Below are 16,622 nucleotides of genomic sequence, written 5' to 3' on the forward strand. Positions count from 1 at the left end.
CAAACCAAACCAAAACGTCGCCAATGCACGCTGATATTGGATTTTCTTGTTTGACGCTCAGAATAAATTGCGGTAAATATGGTGTTAACAGTTTATTTACGGATATTTGTGTAATGATTTTTTCTTCTTCTCGACTGCTGAAACTTCTCCTTATCGTGAACCAATCGCGCGGGTAAGTTGTGGGTCAAGAACTACACAAATATTAAAACCCGCGCTGAGCGGGTTTTTTTGTAACTGGCACTTTTAAAAGAACATCATTCTTAATAATAATTTGGATAGCAATCGATTCATTATCGATATAAGGAAGCACCCATGAACGATCAAGTGATAATTTTTGACACGACCTTACGTGATGGCGAGCAAGCGTTGGCAGCAAGCCTTACGGTAAAAGAGAAATTACAGATCGCTTATGCACTTGAACGACTGGGTGTAGATGTTATTGAAGCGGGTTTCCCTGTGTCATCACCAGGCGATTTCGAATCAGTACAAACCATCGCAAAAAATATTAAAGATAGCCGCATCTGTGCGCTTTCTCGTGCCGTTGCAAAAGATATCGATGCCGCTGCCGAAGCACTAAAAGTGGCTGACCAGTTCCGTATTCATACCTTTATTTCTACATCGACGGTTCACGTACAAGACAAATTACGCCGCAGCTACGACGATGTTGTCGAGATGGCAGTGAAAGCGGTAAAGCATGCGCGTAACTATACCGATGATGTTGAGTTCTCTTGTGAAGATGCCGGTCGTACACCTATCGACAACCTATGTCGTATGGTTGAAGCCGCTATCAACGCTGGCGCAAAAACCATCAACATTCCAGACACCGTAGGCTACACTGTACCGAATGAATTTGGTGGCATTATCCAAACGCTATTTGATCGCGTACCAAACATCGATCAAGCGATCATCTCTGTTCACTGTCACGATGACTTAGGCATGTCGGTTGCTAACTCAATTGCTGCCGTTCAAGCAGGTGCTCGACAAATTGAAGGCACAATCAATGGTATTGGTGAGCGTGCGGGTAACTGTTCTTTAGAAGAAATCGCAATGATCATCAAAACTCGTCAAGAGCTATTAGGTGTTCATACCGGTTTGGACCACAAAGAGATTCACCGTACCAGTAAGTTGGTTAGCCAGCTTTGCCATATGCCAATTCAAGACAACAAAGCAATCGTAGGTGCTAACGCATTCAGCCACTCTTCAGGTATCCACCAAGACGGCATGCTTAAGAACAAGAACACTTACGAGATCATGACACCTGAGTCTATTGGCTTGAAAAACAAAGCATTGAATCTAACCAGCCGCAGTGGTCGTGCAGCCGTTAAGAGCCACATGGACGCAATGGGCTACAAAGACAATGAGTACAACCTAGATTCATTGTACGAAGACTTCTTGAAGCTTGCTGACCGTAAAGGCCAAGTGTTCGATTACGACCTAGAAGCACTAATGCACTTCGCAAATCTACGTGACGAAGATGACTTCTATAAACTTAACTACCTAAGCGTACAATCTGGTAGTGTTATGTCTACCACCAGCATTAAGCTGCAATGTGGTGACGAAGAGAAATGCGAAGCGGCTGTCGGTAACGGCCCGGTTGATGCTTTATACCAATGTATCTACCGCTTAACGGGTTACGAAATTGCATTGGATAAATTCGACCTTACCGCAAAAGGTGAAGGCGAAGATGGCTTAGGCCAAGCTGATATCATTGCTAACTATAAAGGCCGCAAGTACCACGGTACGGGCGTTTCAACCGATATCGTTGAAGCCTCAGGTCAGGCGCTACTGCACGTTATTAATAGCATTCAACGCGCAGACACCATTGCTGAAATGAAACAGCAAAGAATCGCAACAGTTTAAACACCCAATAACAGAGCCCTAGAGCCGATGTTGTTGGCTTTAGGGACAAAATTTAAAACGAGCGAAAGAGCTCAGTAACAAGAATTAAAGGATTAACATGACTGATAAATCATACAAGATTGCCGTACTACCTGGTGATGGCATTGGCCCAGAAGTAATGCAGCAAGCACACAAAGTGCTAGACGCGATTGAAAAGAAGCACGCGATTAGCTTTTCTCGTGAAGAGTATGATGTTGGTGGTATCGCAATTGATAACCACGGCTGTCCACTTCCAGAAGCGACAGTAACAGGCTGTGAAGAATCTGACGCAGTACTATTTGGCTCGGTTGGCGGCCCTAAGTGGGAACACCTTCCACCAAACGATCAACCAGAGCGTGGTGCCCTGCTTCCTCTACGTAAACACTTCCAACTGTTCTGTAACCTACGTCCAGCACAAATCCACAAAGGTTTAGAGTCTTTCTCTCCTTTGCGTGCTGACATCTCAGGTAACGGCTTCGACATCGTTGTAGTTCGTGAACTAACTGGCGGCATCTACTTCGGCCAACCTAAAGGTCGTGAAGGCGAAGGCGCAACGGAAAAAGCTTTTGATACCGAGGTTTACCACCGTTACGAAATCGAACGTATTGCAAAGATTGCGTTTGAATCTGCACGTCTACGTAACAAAAACGTTTACTCAATCGACAAAGCAAACGTTCTGCAGAGCTCTATCTTATGGCGTGAAGTGGTTGAAGAGATCGCAAAAGATTACCCAGATGTCACGCTAAACCACATGTACATCGACAACGCGACCATGCAGCTAATCAAAGACCCATCTCAGTTTGACGTAATGCTATGTTCAAACATCTTTGGTGACATCATCTCTGATGAATGCGCAATGATCACAGGCTCTATGGGTATGCTTCCTTCTGCAAGCTTAAACGAAAGCAACTTCGGCCTATACGAACCAGCAGGTGGCAGCGCACCAGATATCGCAGGTAAGAACATTGCGAACCCAGTCGCACAAATTCTTTCTGCAGCACTAATGCTTCGTTACAGCCTAGGCGAAGAAGCAGCAGCACAAGACATCGAAGCAGCGGTTTCTAAAGCACTTTCTGCAGGCGAGCTAACGGCAGACCTTGCAGGCAAGAACCAAGCACTGACCACCTCTGAAATGGGTGACAAGATCGCTGAGTACATCTTAGCTTCATAAGCTAAATGCTCCGATTAGAAGCAAGTACATAAGAATAATATCAAGCCAAGTCAGCGTAAACCGCATGACTTGGCTCGAAACAAACACTGGGACTGATGCTCCCAAGGAAGAAAAGCTATGTCGACAAACCAGCAAGCAAAAACCTTATACGAAAAAGTTTATGACGCTCACGTTGCGGTTGCAGCGAAAGGCGAAACGCCAATTCTTTATATCGATCGTCACTTAGTCCACGAAGTAACGTCGCCACAAGCCTTTGATGGTCTGCGTGAAAAAGGCCGTAAAGTTCGCCAAGTAGGCAAAACTTTTGCGACGATGGATCACAACGTATCGACACAAACTAAAGACATCAACGCTTCTGGCGAGATGGCTCGTATCCAAATGGAAACGCTATCGAAGAACTGTGAAGAGTTTGGTGTCACGCTTTACGATCTAAACCACAAATACCAAGGTATTGTGCACGTAATGGGTCCTGAGCTAGGTATTACGCTACCGGGCATGACCATCGTATGTGGTGACTCGCACACGGCTACACACGGTGCATTTGGTTCACTAGCATTCGGTATCGGTACTTCAGAAGTTGAGCACGTTCTAGCAACTCAAACACTAAAACAAGCTCGTGCTAAAACGATGAAGATCGAAGTAAAAGGCAAGGTTGCTCCAGGCATCACTGCAAAAGACATCGTGCTAGCGATCATCGGTAAAACAACGGCCGCTGGCGGTACTGGCTATGTGGTTGAATTCTGTGGTGAGGTAATTACCGACCTTACGATGGAAGGTCGTATGACGGTATGTAACATGGCAATCGAGCTAGGTGCTAAAGCGGGTTTAATTGCCCCTGATGCAACGACATACGAGTACATCAAAGGTCGTAAGTTCTCTCCACAAGGCGAAGACCTAGAAGCGGCAATTGAATACTGGGACACATTGAAAACCGATGCTGATGCTGAATTCGATGCGGTTGTTACATTAGAAGCTGCAGACATCAAACCACAAGTTACTTGGGGCACAAACCCAGGTCAGGTTATCTCGGTAGACACACCAATCCCAGCACCTGAAAGCTTCGCTGACCCTGTAGAAAAAGCATCTGCAGAAAAAGCGCTGGCTTACATGGGCCTTGAAGCAGGTAAATCTCTATCTGATTACAACGTAGATAAAGTGTTCGTGGGTTCTTGTACTAACTCTCGTATCGAAGACATGCGTGCAGCAGCAGCGGTAGCGAAAGGCCGTCAAGTAGCGAAACACGTTCAAGCGCTTATCGTTCCGGGTTCAGAGCAAGTTAAAGCACAAGCTGAAGCTGAAGGCCTAGATAAGATCTTCATCGAAGCAGGCTTTGAATGGCGCCTACCGGGCTGTTCTATGTGTCTTGCAATGAACAACGACCGTCTTGGTCCACAAGAGCGCTGTGCTTCTACATCAAACCGTAACTTTGAAGGTCGCCAAGGCCGTGATGGTCGTACGCACCTAGTTAGCCCAGCAATGGCAGCCGCAGCGGCAATCGCTGGTCACTTTGTCGATATTCGTGAACTTTAATTAGAGGATTTAACATGTCAGGTTTTCAACAACACACCGGATTAGTCGTTCCTCTAGATACGGCCAACATCGATACTGATGCGATCATTCCAAAGCAGTTTCTACAGAAAGTAAACCGCATCGGTTTTGGTAAACATTTGTTCCACGATTGGCGCTTCCTCGACGATGCAGGCCAACAACCAAACCCTGAGTTTGTAATGAACGAAGCACGCTACCAAGGCGCTTCAATTCTTCTAGCTCGTGAAAACTTCGGTTGTGGTTCATCTCGTGAACACGCACCTTGGGCGCTTGCCGATTATGGTATCCAAGTAATGATCGCACCAAGCTTTGCCGACATTTTCTATGGTAACTCGATCAACAACCAAATGGTGCCAGTTCGATTGACTGAGCAAGAAGTGGACGAGCTATTCCAATTCGTTGAAGCGAATGAAGGAGCAGAAATCACGGTTGATCTAGAAGCGATGAAAGTTAGCGCGAACGGTAAAGAGTACTCGTTTGAAATTGATGAGTTCCGTCGTCACTGCTTACTGAATGGTTTAGATAATATCGGCCTTACACTTCAACACGCCGATAAGATTTCAGAGTTTGAAGCTAAGATTCCTAGCTTCCTAAAATAATGAGACGTTTCTGAATAAATCCAAAGGTTGGCCAAGTGCCAACCTTTTTTATTTGGCTAAGCTTTTAACTTAACTTCATATGTTTATTTAACTGAAGAGCTGTGAAAGAAAATGGTAAGCCTTAAGGTCTTAGTAGTCAGTCATCAGGAGAATGCCATGAAACAACTACTTTTTATTGTCAGCCTACTTTTCTCAACCTTAGCTTGGTCTGCGCCTAAATCCGATCTTTGGCCATATTGGAACCAAAGCGACGAAACCAACCTAGAACAGGTACCTCACCAAGATTGGCAGCAATTTCTCGATAACTACTTAGTTAAACAAGGGCAAAATACGTTAGTTCGCTATAAAGCGGTGAACACTGCCGATAAGACAAAACTTAAGCAATACATCAAGCAACTCGAACAAGTTAATCCGCTCGACTATTCAAAAGCGGAGCAGTATGCCTATTGGGTTAACCTATACAACGCCGTGACTGTCGATTTGATTCTTGATGCTTATCCGATCAAATCCATCACTAAACTTGGCGGACTATTTAGTTTTGGGCCGTGGGGAGATGATGTGGTAGTCGTTAACGGAAAATCACTGACACTCAACGACATTGAACACCGAATCCTAAGGCCGATTTGGCAAGATCCTCGTACGCATTATGCAGTGAACTGTGCCAGCCTAGGCTGCCCTAACTTACAACCTGACGCTTTTACCTCTGACAATACTGAAGCCTTGCTAGAGCAAGCTGCAACTGAGTTTGTAAGCAGTGACAAAGGCGTGATGGTTACAAACAATAAGCTTCAACTATCATCGATTTACGAATGGTTTGCTGTGGATTTTGGTACAGAGAAACAACTTATTCAGCACTTAGACCAATATCGAACTCAACCTGTAACGAATACTCAAAACATCAGTTATGAATACGATTGGTCGCTCAACCAAGCAAACTAGCTCTAACGCTAAAGTTGATCACTAAAGCAAAAAAATAGGCTAGAGGTTTTTATTAACCGCTAGCCTATTTTCATATAATTAACTGTTTTTTTTAACTAAAAGCTTGAGCCCGGTTGCTGCAAGAATTCAATTTCTTCGGGAGTCGAAGCTCGCCCTAACACCTCATTACGGTGAGGGTAGCGACCAAACTGCTCAATGATAACCTTGTGCTTAAACTCAAAATCCAGATTATGTTCTAATCCCGTTTGAGAAAAGAGTTCCACGGCTTGTTCATGGACTAACAAAGATTCACTGTGCATATAAGGCATATACAGGAAGCTTTTCTGTTGCTCGTTAAGCTGGTGATCAAAACCACCCGCTACCGCCTCTTGAGCTAGAGCCAACGCCATCGGATCAGCCGAAAAAGCTGCCGGACTGTTTCTACCAATATTTCGAGAAAACTGATCAAGCACGATAATCTCTGCCAATCGCCCTTGTGCGTTTTGTCGCCATTCAAATAGCTCGCCTTGAATGGCTGCTTGATGTAGTTCAGAAAATCGAGACTCAATCACAACGTCAATCTCGGCGCCGCCAGTAAACCAATCTTTAGGCGTCAAATCATCGAACCAAAACTCTAGAACATCCTGATACGTTACCGTCATATAACTCCCTTTAATAAAAAACCGAGTAATCTTGTTATTACTCGGTTTAGTGTTCGATTACTTAAAACCTTTGACCTTCTTTATCAGGTCATAGGCATTTTGAATTTCTTGAGATTTTTCTTTCGCGACATTCATCATTTCTGGTGGTAAGCCCTTCGCCATCAGTTTATCTGGGTGATGCTCATTCATCAGCTTGCGGTAGGCTTTCTTCACCTCTTTACCGTCAGCACTTTCACTCACACCAAGAACCTTATATGCGTCGCCAAGCTGGTTCTGTTGCGAAGCCTGTTGCCAACCTGATGATTGCCCATGACCTTGATGGCCACCAAAGCTTCCACCTTGCTGTTGGAAACGGAACGCAGCTTCTTGCATCTGCAAGCGGCGTTCTAGTTGTTCTGCCGAAAACCCAAGGCCTTGCGCTATTTTATGCAGAACCTGACGCTCACTCGGGTGCAAACTTCCATCCGCAAATGCGGCAGATACCTGAAGCTCTAGAAAGAACTGCAGAAGATCAAAACGACCACCCGATGAGATTTTCACTCGCTCAAGTACGTCGCTCAGTGGGAAGTCGCTCTCTTTGCCGTCACGGAATGCATCTTGCGCCGCTTTGCGTTGTTCGCCGTGCAGATTCATGCGCTCCATCATGGTAGAAGCAAGCTGAATCTCTTCTGGCGTTACCTGCCCTTTCGCTTTAGCAACGTGCCCCATAACCGCAAAAGCGGATTTAAAAAACTCGTTCTGTCTTTCTGCTTGGCTTGGACCTCGACCAAAACCAGAGCTATTGAAGCCTGATTGGTTCAATCGGCGAGCTTTATCGAATTGGTGTCCTAAAAACAGACCAAAAACTAAACCGAGTGGCCCTCCAAATAAAAAGCCAAAAAACGCGCCCAAAATTTTGCCAAATATTTGCATTATGTGTTCTCTATCTATGAATTTTATCTGAGTAATGCTGTCTGATGATGCTGAATGCTATTATTTCCTTTATCATAAGGAAAATGCTTTATTAATTGGATTGATACTAGATCAACCCTTCATCTAGTGACACAGGATAGTTCAACTTCATGCAATCTTTTTCCCGCACCTTGTTAGCCGCGTCTATAAGTACGGCGTTATACGTGTCGACAACTCAAGCTGAAACAATCACCGATAGTAGTGTGCAGGAAATGCCCTCTATAGATCAATGCTTGATCGAGCCCGCTGCAGAAAACGAGACACAGCTACCCGCTCACGTTGAGTCAGATCGCTTAGAAGCTATCAATGGTGACAAGGCAATATATTCAGGTGACGTAGTAGTTACGCAAGGGAACAAGACCATCCTTGCCGATAACGTAACCCTGCACCAACAAGAAAATATCGTTGTAGCTGAAGGCAACGTAAACTTTAGTGACGGTCAAATCAAATCTATCTCAGACAGAGCGACCAATAATCTGACTACAGATGAAATGACGCTTGAGAACACCGATTACGAATTCCTTTGCGAGCCCGGCCGAGGCGATGCTGTTTATATAGCAAAAACAGGTAAAGCGGTTTATGAGATTGAAGATGGCTCCATTACCTCTTGCCCAATTGGCGATAATGCTTGGCGTCTAAGAGCATCAAGTATCAGTGTCGACCAAGACGAAGAACAAGCCACCTTTTATAATCCACGTTTTGAAATTCAAAGTGTTCCCGTCTTTTACTTACCCTACTTAACGGTACCGGTGGGTGATACACGTAAAACCGGTTTCTTGTATCCAACAGTTTCGTATGGTTCAAGCGATGGTTTTGAAGCTGAAATCCCTGTTTATTGGAACTTAGCGCCAAACTACGACTTGGAAACCACCTTCAAGTACATGCAAGAGCGTGGCACTCAGCTTAACAGTAAATTCCGTTACTTAAGTGATTTTGGCTCAGGTAGTATCGAGTCTGAATATTTACCGGATGATAAAAAGTATTCCGAAAAAGGCGACCGTTGGGGTGCTCAACTCCAGCATTCAGGGATATTCCAGCAATCGTGGTTGTTTGAAGTCGACTATTCAAAAGTCAGTGATATTGATTACTTTACCGATCTAAGTTCTGGTATTGGTAACCGTGAAGATGGCCAACTATTACAGGAAGGCCGAGCGACATACCGCTCCCAAAACTGGGATGCATCGGTACTTGTTCGAGATTTCCAAGTTCTGACTACAAGCAATAACCTACCTTACCGCCTAATGCCACAGCTAGAGTACAATTACTATGCTCCTGAGGTGATGGAGTACTTAGACTTCGACATGATCAGCCATGTATCTCTGTTTGATACAGATGCTTCAGGTAAGCCTTCTGCGACTCGTGTTCACGTTGAGCCAGGGATCACGATCCCTGTAGGAAATACCTGGGGCACATGGACAACAGAAGCTCGACTACTTGGTACTTACTATCAACAAGACCTTGACGGCGTTGATACAGGTGTGGGTTCTGATTATGAAGGCTTAGAAGAATCGGTAAGCCGAGTTATTCCAGAGTTTAGAAGCCACGCAGGTATCGTCCTAGAACGCGACACCACTATTGTTGGCAACTATACTCAAACACTCGAACCGCAAGTCCAGTATCTTTACGTGCCAGAAGAAGATCAAAGCGATATTGGTCTTTATGATACTACGCTGTTACAAACCGATTACTACGGCCTATTTAGAAGCCGTAAATACAGTGGTGTAGACCGTATCGCATCTGCGAATCAAATTAGTTATGGTGCATCGTCTCGTTTCTTCGACGATGAGTATAAAGAGCGTTTGAATATTTCTTTTGGTCAGATTTTTTATATCGATAAAGATACAAAACAGACTTTAGACAACGACGACTCTGATAAGAAAACTAATTATTCGTCTTGGGCTATTGAAATGGATTTCAACTATGATGACTATCTGTTCTACCATGGTGGCGTGCAATACGACATCGATTCCACTGCGATGCAACTTGCAAACAGCACATTAGAATATCGCTTCGCAGGCGGTTACATACAAACTAACTACCGCTATGTAACAGAAGAGTACATAAATGAAACTGTAGATTTTGACGTATCATCAATTACGAGGGATGGTATCTCACAAGCAGGTCTACTCGGAGCCTACCAAATTTCGCCAAAGTGGAATACCAGTGCTCAATATTTCTATGACTTAACCACACAAGAAGATCTAGAGTGGTTAGCTCGTTTAAACTACAAATCGGATTGTTGGTACATCGGCTTTACTTATAGTAACCGTTTGACAAACAACATTAGTAATCCAAATACTACGCCTGAATATGAAAATAACTTCAGTGTGAACTTCGGTATTGTCGGCTTTGGTACCAACATAGGCTCAGATTCTGGTGCTATCGGTGAAAGCAGCTCTGACAACTCTCTAAGCTACGGTCGCCCATTCTTCTTAAACAACTAATTTTCTTTGCTGATAAAACGTCAGTAAATTTAAAGGATTACACATGACATTGTGGAAACGCACATTAATTGCTATCGCAGCGACTTGTACTTTATCAACAAGCTTTGCAGCACCGGTTGAGCTAGACAGCGTAAAAGTTATCGTTAACGAAGGCGTTATCTTACAAAGCGACATCGACGCTTCGATGAAGACGCTGCGTGCAAACGCTAAAAAAAGCGGTCAAACACTGCCATCGCAAGACGTGCTCAATGAGCAAGTGCTCGAAAAGCTGATCATCGATACAATTCAAACTCAAGAAGCGGAACGTATTGGTGTACGTATTGATGATGCTCGACTCGATCAAGCAATCGAAGGCATCGCGAAAGACAACAACCAAACGGTTGAACAACTTACCGCATCGGTTGCTGAGGAAGGCCTTAGCTACAATGCATTTCGTGAGCAAGTAAGAAAAGAGATTGCGGCAAGTGAAGCGCGTAATGCCTTAGTTCGTCGTCGTATCAATATTCTTCCTGCGGAAGTTGATAACCTAGCAGATATCTTAGCGCAAGAGACTAATGCGACCGTTCAATATAAAATTGGCCACATTCAACTGCGCTTTAATGATGACCAAACCAAAGAAGAGTTAGAAGCGCAAGCTACTGAACTAGTCGAGGAACTGAACTCAGGCAAAGATTTCAGCACCATGGCATATACTTACTCTAAGGGTCCTAAAGCACTGCAAGGTGGCGATTGGGGTTGGATGCGTAAAGAAGAGATGCCAACCATTTTTGCTGACCAAATCAAAATGCAAAATAAAGGCAGCATCATTGGCCCTTTCCGTAGCGGTGTAGGTTTCCACATCCTAAAAATTGAAGATGTGAAAGGCCTAGAAACCGTAGCAGTAACGGAAGTGAATGCTCGTCATATCCTGATTAAGCCAACTGTCATCTTAAGTGATGATGGCGCGAAGGAGCAACTTGAAGAAATCACGCGCCGCGTAAACGCAGGTGAAGCGAGCTTTGGTGACCTTGCGCAGCAATACAGCCAAGATCCAGGTTCTGCAGTACAAGATGGTGAGCTAGGCTACCAAACACCAGATTTGTATGTACCAGAGTTCAAACACCAAGTAGAAACCCTGCCTGAAGGCAAAATCAGTGCGCCATTCAAAACCGTACACGGTTGGCACATTGTTGAAGTACTAGACCGTCGCGAAGTAGACCGCACCGATTCGGCTTTGAAAAACAAGGCTTACCAAATTCTATTTAACCGTAAATTCAACGAAGAAGCAGGTGCTTGGCTGCAAGAAGTAAGAGCAAGTGCCTTTGTTGAAATGGTTGAGGACGACCAAGATGACAACAACTAAACGTATTGTCATAACCGCAGGTGAACCAGCAGGGATAGGCCCAGATTTAACTCTGGCTCTATCTCAAGAAAGTTGGCCTCATCAACTCGTGGTTTGTGCTGATAAAACACTGCTATCCGAGCGAGCTAAAATTCTTGGTATCGAAGTCGACCTGCTAGATTATGACGCAAACGCAACTAAGCAACCGCAACGTGCTGGTACACTGGTAGTGAAACACGTTCCACTTGCTGAAACAGCAGTTGCAGGTCAACTCAATGAGGCTAATGGTCATTACGTATTAAATACTTTAGAAACCGCAGCAATTGGCTGTATGAATGATGAATTTGATGCTATTGTCACCGGCCCCGTTCACAAGGGTGTAATTAACCGAGCTGGCGTTGCTTTTAGCGGCCATACCGAGTTCTTTGCAGAGAAGTCCAACACACCACTGGTGGTGATGATGTTGGCAACTGAAGGGCTGCGTGTTGCGCTAGTAACAACGCACATCCCACTAGCTTATGTATCTCAAGCCGTGACCGAAGACAGATTAGAGCAAATTATTGCTATTCTGAATAAAGACTTGGTTGAAAAATTTGCTATTGAGAAACCAACTATCTACGTATGTGGCTTGAATCCACATGCTGGTGAAGATGGTTGCTTAGGGCGTGAAGAAATTGAAACCATCACCCCGACGCTAGAAAAAATTCGCCAAAAAGATGGCATCAATTTAGTTGGCCCATTGCCAGCAGATACCATCTTTAATGAAAAATATTTGCAAGATGCAGATGCTGTTTTAGGTATGTATCACGACCAAGTACTCCCGGTATTGAAATACAAAGGGTTTGGTCGCTCAGTGAACATCACGCTTGGCTTACCGTTTATTCGCACATCAGTCGACCACGGTACCGCCTTAGACTTGGCAGGGAAAGGCCAAGCCGATACAGGGAGCTTTAGAACAGCGCTCACGCACGCCATTGAATTAGTAGAGAAAAAGCAATGAGAAATGATGTCCACTTAGGACACAAAGCGCGTAAACGTTTTGGTCAAAACTTCCTTAACGATCCATACATTATTGATGGCATCGTATCGAGCATTAACCCACTACCAGGTCAAAACTTGGTAGAGATCGGTCCTGGTCTAGGCGCAATTACTGAGCCTGTGGGTAAGCTTGTCGATAAATTTACTGTTATCGAATTGGATAGAGATCTTGCAGAACGTCTTCGTAACCATCCAGATCTGGCTGATAAGCTAACGATCCGTGAAGGCGATGCGATGAAGTTCGATTTCCAAGAACTGGTTAAGCCAAACAATAAGCTACGTATCTTTGGTAACTTGCCATACAACATCTCTACACCATTGATGTTCCACCTTTTTGAATTCCATAAAGACGTGCAAGACATGCACTTTATGCTTCAAAAAGAAGTGGTTAACCGTCTAGCAGCTGGCCCTGGCAGCAAAGCTTACGGTCGCCTTACTGTAATGGCTCAGTACTACTGTAAAGTAACACCGGTGTTAGAAGTGCCACCAACGGCCTTCATTCCGCCACCGAAAGTAGACTCAGCAGTCGTTCGCCTACAGCCATACGAAGTGCTGCCTTACCCGGCAAAAGATCTGAAATGGCTAGATCGCGTGTGTCGTGAAGGCTTTAACCAGCGTCGTAAAACAGTTCGTAACTGCTACAAGAGCTTAATCGATAAGGAAGTGCTTGAAGAGCTAGGTATCAACCCAAGCATGCGTCCTGAGAACTTAACGCTCGAGCAGTTTGTCGACATGGCAAACTGGTTGTACGACAGTCATAACGCTGACAAATAAATAAAAAAGGCTCCTACACTTCGGTTAGGAGCCTTTTTTATGTAATACTTTAATTACATTAAGTATATCAACAACAAAAGGTGCGAATATGGATATATCTACGCCTTGTATCAAATGCCAGGTTCACTCTAAGTACATAGAAGAACAATCTGAGCCAACGAAGAATCGTTATGTCTTCGCCTACATTATTACCATCAAAAATCTAAGTAAAACAACGGTGCAGCTTATGTCTCGCCGCTGGTTAATTACCGACTCTAACGGCAAGCAACTCACCATTGAGGGTGATGGTGTGGTTGGGCAACAACCCGTGATTGAAGCTAACGACGAATACACTTACACGAGTGGTACTGTCATCGAAACCCCTGTTGGCGTTATGCAAGGTCACTATGTGATGACCGATAACAAGGGCATTGATTTTATTACCGAAGTTGACCCATTCAGACTCGCGATCCCTAATATTCTTAATTAGCCGTACATCCGTATCTACAGGAAATTATTGTGTCGAATTATATTGTCGGAGACATCCAAGGGTGCTTCGACGAACTTCAATTACTGCTTGAAACCATCAACTTTAATAAACACCAAGATACTTTATGGGTCGCCGGAGACTTAGTTTCTCGAGGCCCTAAATCATTGGAGACGCTGCGCTTTATTCGTAACCTTGGTGACGCAGCTAAGGTTGTATTAGGCAACCACGACTTACATCTTCTGGCGGTGTCCTTAGGGCTATTTACATCGAAACCAAAAGATAAGACTCAAGCGATTCTTGATGCTGAAGATCGTGAACTACTACTCGAGTGGTTAAGACAACAGCCTTTGCTTCAGGAACATCCAGAGTTCGTGATGTGCCATGCAGGTATCTCACCGCAGTGGAGCCTAGAAAGAGCACGTATTGAAAACCGAGAGATCGTATCCTTGTTAAAGTCCGATAAATGGCAATGGCTAATCGAAAACATGTACAGCAACACGCCTGATTTATGGCATCAGGATTTACATGATATTGAGCGCTATCGCTATGCGATCAATAGCTTGACAAGAATGCGTTTCTGTTTTGAAGATGGCCGTCTCGACATGGCATGTAAGCTACCACCGAATGAAATTACCGATGAACCATTAGTGCCATGGTTTGACCTTCCACAACGCATAAAGCTCGATAAAACCGTCGTTTTTGGACACTGGGCTGCGCTTGAAGGCTATAACGGAAAAGACGTAATTGGACTCGATACTGGGTGCGTCTGGGGAGGAGAGTTGACGATACTTCGCTGGGAAGACAAACAGTTTTTCACTCAGAAAGCGCTATAAAGATACGAGATACGAGATACGAGATACGAGATACGAGATACGAGATACGAGGAGCTTGCGCTACCTTAGTACAGTAACGCAAGCATTTTCAGAGACTAGCTATTGATAACCACAGTTAACGCTCGAGAATCACAAACTCCATGTTATGTTTGTTTTTCTCGTCAGCTTGATAACTCTCGTTAAAGCTTTGCTTCCAACCTTCACCCCAGTCAGGAAATTGTGTATCGCCATCGACGGAGAAATCGATGTAAGTCAGATACAACTTGTCCGCTTTAGGTAAACAGCTCTCATAAATAGAGCCGCCACCAATGATCATCACCTCTTCAACATCACTGAGCAGCTCTAATGCCTGCTCAATAGAGGTTACCGTCGTTACACCTTCGATCTTTAAACTCTCATCACGGCTGATAACAATATTCGGCCGACCCGGTAAAGGGCGTCCAATAGAGTCGTAGGTCTTACGCCCCATCACGACCGGTTTCCCCATAGTCGAGCGTTTAAACCATGAAAAATCCGCAGGTAAATGCCAAGGCATCTGATTGTCTTTACCAATTACACGGTTGTTTGCCATTGCCGCTATCATGCTGATGATCATAAATCGAAAGTCCTGTCCCTAAAAAGAAAATTAACGCTAGACGATAGGTCTACGGCGATAGAATAACAGCCCTGGCACAGCTAAGCCAACCGCCAACCCTGCGATAATGAACATCGATTTTAAAAAGTTCTCCATCAACATTGCCAACAGCTCAGGCGTATAGCCTGCCCTGTTAATCTCGACCATTGCAATCATCGCCTTGAAGGCAAACACACCTGGAACCATAGGAATTAGAGCTGCAACCGTAAACACCTTCGGATGTGCTAACAGTTTATGCGACCAATGAACCCCTATCATGCCAACGACAGTCGCAGCGAAGAACGTCGCCCATTCGATTGGAATGCCAAAGTGCATCATCAGATAACGGCTACCATGACCGATAGAACCACCGAGTGCACAATAAACTAAAGCACGTTGCGGAACGTTAAATACCAATGCAAACCCAACCGCAGGAATAGCGGCGAAAAACATATCGTTGAGCAAACCTAAAAACAGTTCGAAAATACTCATTAACTCGCCCACCCCCAAACATCCGACAGACTCATCGCCGCAACAATGCCCAAGCTCGTCGCCAAAGTTAATAAGCTGGCCATGGTAAAGCGCGCTAACCCCATATTAATATGGCCTTTAAGCATATCAGCGACGGAGTTAATCAGAGGGAAACCGGGTACTAACATTAGTACTGATGAAGCCATCACGATCGTGGGTTGGCCGCCAATATTGTAAAGTACGGCTTGAGCTGAAATGGTAGTGGTAACGAATGCTGTAATAGCAAAGTTTAATAGCGGATTGAAATGGCGATGACCAATCTCTTGCCTGACGATCATACCGCAAGCTGAAGCAATAAAAGTCATCATGAAGACTTGCCAGTCTCCGCCCGCAAGGTGACTAAAAGAGGCGCACGACAACCCTATCATCACAACCACTAACCAACGGTTGTAGCGCTCGGGGCTAATGTTTTGAATCTTTTTATACGCCAAATCATAATCGAGAATTCCCTTCTCCATCATGATGCAAATGCGTTGAATGTCGGTGATAACCTGCATGTTAATGCCACGATCAGCACAACTTCGAGTTGTGGTAATACAGTGATCGTCCATTACGGTAGTTACAACAAGCGCATTGGCTGACAGTGCGACTTCAACCTCATTAACCCCACAAGCAATACCGATGCGGCGCATGATATCGCCGACCAGAGTGCTCTCTGCCCCGTGCGCCAATAACATTTGTCCTGATTGAGCGACGAGTCTTGAGATCGCTCTTTGCTTTGATGCCATGATTTCCTTCCCATAGGCGTTAATTATCTAAAGATAAATTTTGCATAAAAAACAGCAAGACGTCATGATTTAGATACAAAAAAACCGCAATTTTCATTGCGGTTTAGTAAAACTATCAGTGTACTTGGAAGAAGCGACCGATGA

Annotated in this window: 16 protein-coding genes; 11 read left to right on the forward strand and 5 right to left on the reverse strand. The window is 44.5% G+C overall.

Annotated features, from left to right (window positions below; all coding sequences use genetic code 11):
- Positions 1-312: 312 nt before the first annotated feature.
- From leuA to OCV20_RS14775, 5 genes are all read left to right on the forward strand, one after another.
- Positions 313-1,860, forward strand: coding sequence for a 2-isopropylmalate synthase (gene leuA, locus OCV20_RS14755; protein WP_019826902.1), 1,548 nt, complete (start codon positions 313-315; stop codon positions 1,858-1,860).
- A 97-nt stretch (positions 1,861-1,957) separates the two neighbouring features.
- On the forward strand, positions 1,958-3,049 hold the full coding sequence (leuB, locus tag OCV20_RS14760; protein WP_017061390.1) for a 3-isopropylmalate dehydrogenase: 1,092 nt from the start codon (positions 1,958-1,960) through the stop codon (positions 3,047-3,049).
- A gap of 117 nt (positions 3,050-3,166) precedes the next feature.
- Positions 3,167-4,579 (forward strand): 3-isopropylmalate dehydratase large subunit, encoded by a 1,413-nt coding sequence (gene leuC / locus OCV20_RS14765; protein WP_086773814.1) that lies wholly within the window; start codon positions 3,167-3,169, stop codon positions 4,577-4,579.
- 14 nt (positions 4,580-4,593) lie between these two features.
- On the forward strand, positions 4,594-5,196 hold the full coding sequence (gene leuD / locus OCV20_RS14770; protein ID WP_017061388.1) for a 3-isopropylmalate dehydratase small subunit: 603 nt from the start codon (positions 4,594-4,596) through the stop codon (positions 5,194-5,196).
- Positions 5,197-5,352: 156 nt separating this feature from the next.
- Entirely contained in the window at positions 5,353-6,135 is a 783-nt protein-coding gene (locus OCV20_RS14775; protein WP_086773815.1) for a DUF547 domain-containing protein, read from the forward strand.
- Positions 6,136-6,230: 95 nt separating this feature from the next.
- Here OCV20_RS14775 and OCV20_RS14780 read toward each other — a convergent pair whose 3' ends face one another.
- Together OCV20_RS14780 and djlA are read right to left on the reverse strand one after the other, a co-directional pair.
- The gene (locus OCV20_RS14780) at positions 6,231-6,776 is read right to left on the reverse strand and encodes a DUF924 family protein (RefSeq protein ID WP_086773816.1); all 546 of its coding nucleotides are present in this window, start codon (positions 6,774-6,776) and stop codon (positions 6,231-6,233) included.
- Positions 6,777-6,833: 57 nt separating this feature from the next.
- Positions 6,834-7,688, reverse strand: a complete 855-nt coding sequence (gene djlA, locus OCV20_RS14785) for a co-chaperone DjlA (RefSeq protein ID WP_010434455.1) — start codon at positions 7,686-7,688, stop codon at positions 6,834-6,836.
- Between the two features lie 149 nt (positions 7,689-7,837).
- On the opposite strand from djlA, the gene lptD reads away from it, so the two are divergent.
- From lptD to OCV20_RS14815, 6 genes are all read left to right on the forward strand, one after another.
- On the forward strand, positions 7,838-10,171 hold the full coding sequence (gene lptD, locus OCV20_RS14790) for an LPS assembly protein LptD (protein ID WP_086773817.1): 2,334 nt from the start codon (positions 7,838-7,840) through the stop codon (positions 10,169-10,171).
- A 43-nt stretch (positions 10,172-10,214) separates the two neighbouring features.
- Positions 10,215-11,513, forward strand: coding sequence for a peptidylprolyl isomerase SurA (gene surA / locus OCV20_RS14795; RefSeq protein WP_048609649.1), 1,299 nt, complete (start codon positions 10,215-10,217; stop codon positions 11,511-11,513).
- On the forward strand, positions 11,500-12,492 hold the full coding sequence (pdxA, locus tag OCV20_RS14800; protein WP_050651960.1) for a 4-hydroxythreonine-4-phosphate dehydrogenase PdxA: 993 nt from the start codon (positions 11,500-11,502) through the stop codon (positions 12,490-12,492). Before surA ends, pdxA begins: the two co-directional genes overlap by 14 nt.
- On the forward strand, positions 12,489-13,304 hold the full coding sequence (gene rsmA, locus OCV20_RS14805) for a 16S rRNA (adenine(1518)-N(6)/adenine(1519)-N(6))-dimethyltransferase RsmA (protein ID WP_086773818.1): 816 nt from the start codon (positions 12,489-12,491) through the stop codon (positions 13,302-13,304). The genes pdxA and rsmA overlap by 4 nt, the downstream gene beginning before the upstream one ends.
- 88 nt (positions 13,305-13,392) lie before the next feature.
- Positions 13,393-13,773: a Co2+/Mg2+ efflux protein ApaG gene (gene apaG / locus OCV20_RS14810; RefSeq protein WP_004735899.1), complete on the forward strand. Its 381-nt coding sequence runs from the start codon at positions 13,393-13,395 to the stop codon at positions 13,771-13,773.
- Between the two features lie 29 nt (positions 13,774-13,802).
- Positions 13,803-14,606 carry a symmetrical bis(5'-nucleosyl)-tetraphosphatase gene (locus tag OCV20_RS14815; RefSeq protein WP_086773819.1) on the forward strand — a complete coding sequence of 268 codons (804 nt, stop codon included), beginning with the start codon at positions 13,803-13,805 and terminating at the stop codon, positions 14,604-14,606.
- Positions 14,607-14,721: 115 nt separating this feature from the next.
- On the opposite strand, the gene folA is transcribed toward OCV20_RS14815, so the two are convergent.
- The 3 genes from folA to OCV20_RS14830 are packed head-to-tail and all read right to left on the reverse strand — an operon-like array spanning position 14,722 to position 16,478.
- On the reverse strand, positions 14,722-15,201 hold the full coding sequence (gene folA / locus OCV20_RS14820) for a type 3 dihydrofolate reductase (protein ID WP_086773820.1): 480 nt from the start codon (positions 15,199-15,201) through the stop codon (positions 14,722-14,724).
- Between the two features lie 36 nt (positions 15,202-15,237).
- Positions 15,238-15,711, reverse strand: coding sequence for a threonine/serine exporter family protein (locus OCV20_RS14825; protein ID WP_017068807.1), 474 nt, complete (start codon positions 15,709-15,711; stop codon positions 15,238-15,240).
- Positions 15,711-16,478 carry a threonine/serine exporter family protein gene (locus OCV20_RS14830; RefSeq protein ID WP_017061378.1) on the reverse strand — a complete coding sequence of 256 codons (768 nt, stop codon included), beginning with the start codon at positions 16,476-16,478 and terminating at the stop codon, positions 15,711-15,713. Before OCV20_RS14830 ends, OCV20_RS14825 begins: the two co-directional genes overlap by 1 nt.
- Positions 16,479-16,622 lie beyond the last annotated feature (144 nt).

This window comes from Vibrio coralliirubri, from assembly GCF_024347375.1.
Taxonomy (GTDB): Bacteria; Pseudomonadota; Gammaproteobacteria; order Enterobacterales; family Vibrionaceae; genus Vibrio; species Vibrio coralliirubri.

What these genes read in the sequence shown, in the direction of transcription:
- surA (WP_048609649.1), top strand. Translation starts at nt 10,215, where the DNA reads ATGACATTGTGGAAACGCACATTAATTGCTATCGCAGCGACTTGTACT.
- folA (WP_086773820.1), bottom strand. Translation starts at nt 15,201, where the DNA reads ATGATCATCAGCATGATAGCGGCAATGGCAAACAACCGTGTAATTGGT.
- apaG (WP_004735899.1), top strand. Translation starts at nt 13,393, where the DNA reads ATGGATATATCTACGCCTTGTATCAAATGCCAGGTTCACTCTAAGTAC.
- OCV20_RS14780 (WP_086773816.1), bottom strand. Translation starts at nt 6,776, where the DNA reads ATGACGGTAACGTATCAGGATGTTCTAGAGTTTTGGTTCGATGATTTG.
- lptD (WP_086773817.1), top strand. Translation starts at nt 7,838, where the DNA reads ATGCAATCTTTTTCCCGCACCTTGTTAGCCGCGTCTATAAGTACGGCG.
- leuC (WP_086773814.1), top strand. Translation starts at nt 3,167, where the DNA reads ATGTCGACAAACCAGCAAGCAAAAACCTTATACGAAAAAGTTTATGAC.
- OCV20_RS14775 (WP_086773815.1), top strand. Translation starts at nt 5,353, where the DNA reads ATGAAACAACTACTTTTTATTGTCAGCCTACTTTTCTCAACCTTAGCT.
- leuA (WP_019826902.1), top strand. Translation starts at nt 313, where the DNA reads ATGAACGATCAAGTGATAATTTTTGACACGACCTTACGTGATGGCGAG.
- pdxA (WP_050651960.1), top strand. Translation starts at nt 11,500, where the DNA reads ATGACAACAACTAAACGTATTGTCATAACCGCAGGTGAACCAGCAGGG.
- rsmA (WP_086773818.1), top strand. Translation starts at nt 12,489, where the DNA reads ATGAGAAATGATGTCCACTTAGGACACAAAGCGCGTAAACGTTTTGGT.
- leuB (WP_017061390.1), top strand. Translation starts at nt 1,958, where the DNA reads ATGACTGATAAATCATACAAGATTGCCGTACTACCTGGTGATGGCATT.
- OCV20_RS14830 (WP_017061378.1), bottom strand. Translation starts at nt 16,478, where the DNA reads ATGGCATCAAAGCAAAGAGCGATCTCAAGACTCGTCGCTCAATCAGGA.
- OCV20_RS14825 (WP_017068807.1), bottom strand. Translation starts at nt 15,711, where the DNA reads ATGAGTATTTTCGAACTGTTTTTAGGTTTGCTCAACGATATGTTTTTC.
- djlA (WP_010434455.1), bottom strand. Translation starts at nt 7,688, where the DNA reads ATGCAAATATTTGGCAAAATTTTGGGCGCGTTTTTTGGCTTTTTATTT.
- leuD (WP_017061388.1), top strand. Translation starts at nt 4,594, where the DNA reads ATGTCAGGTTTTCAACAACACACCGGATTAGTCGTTCCTCTAGATACG.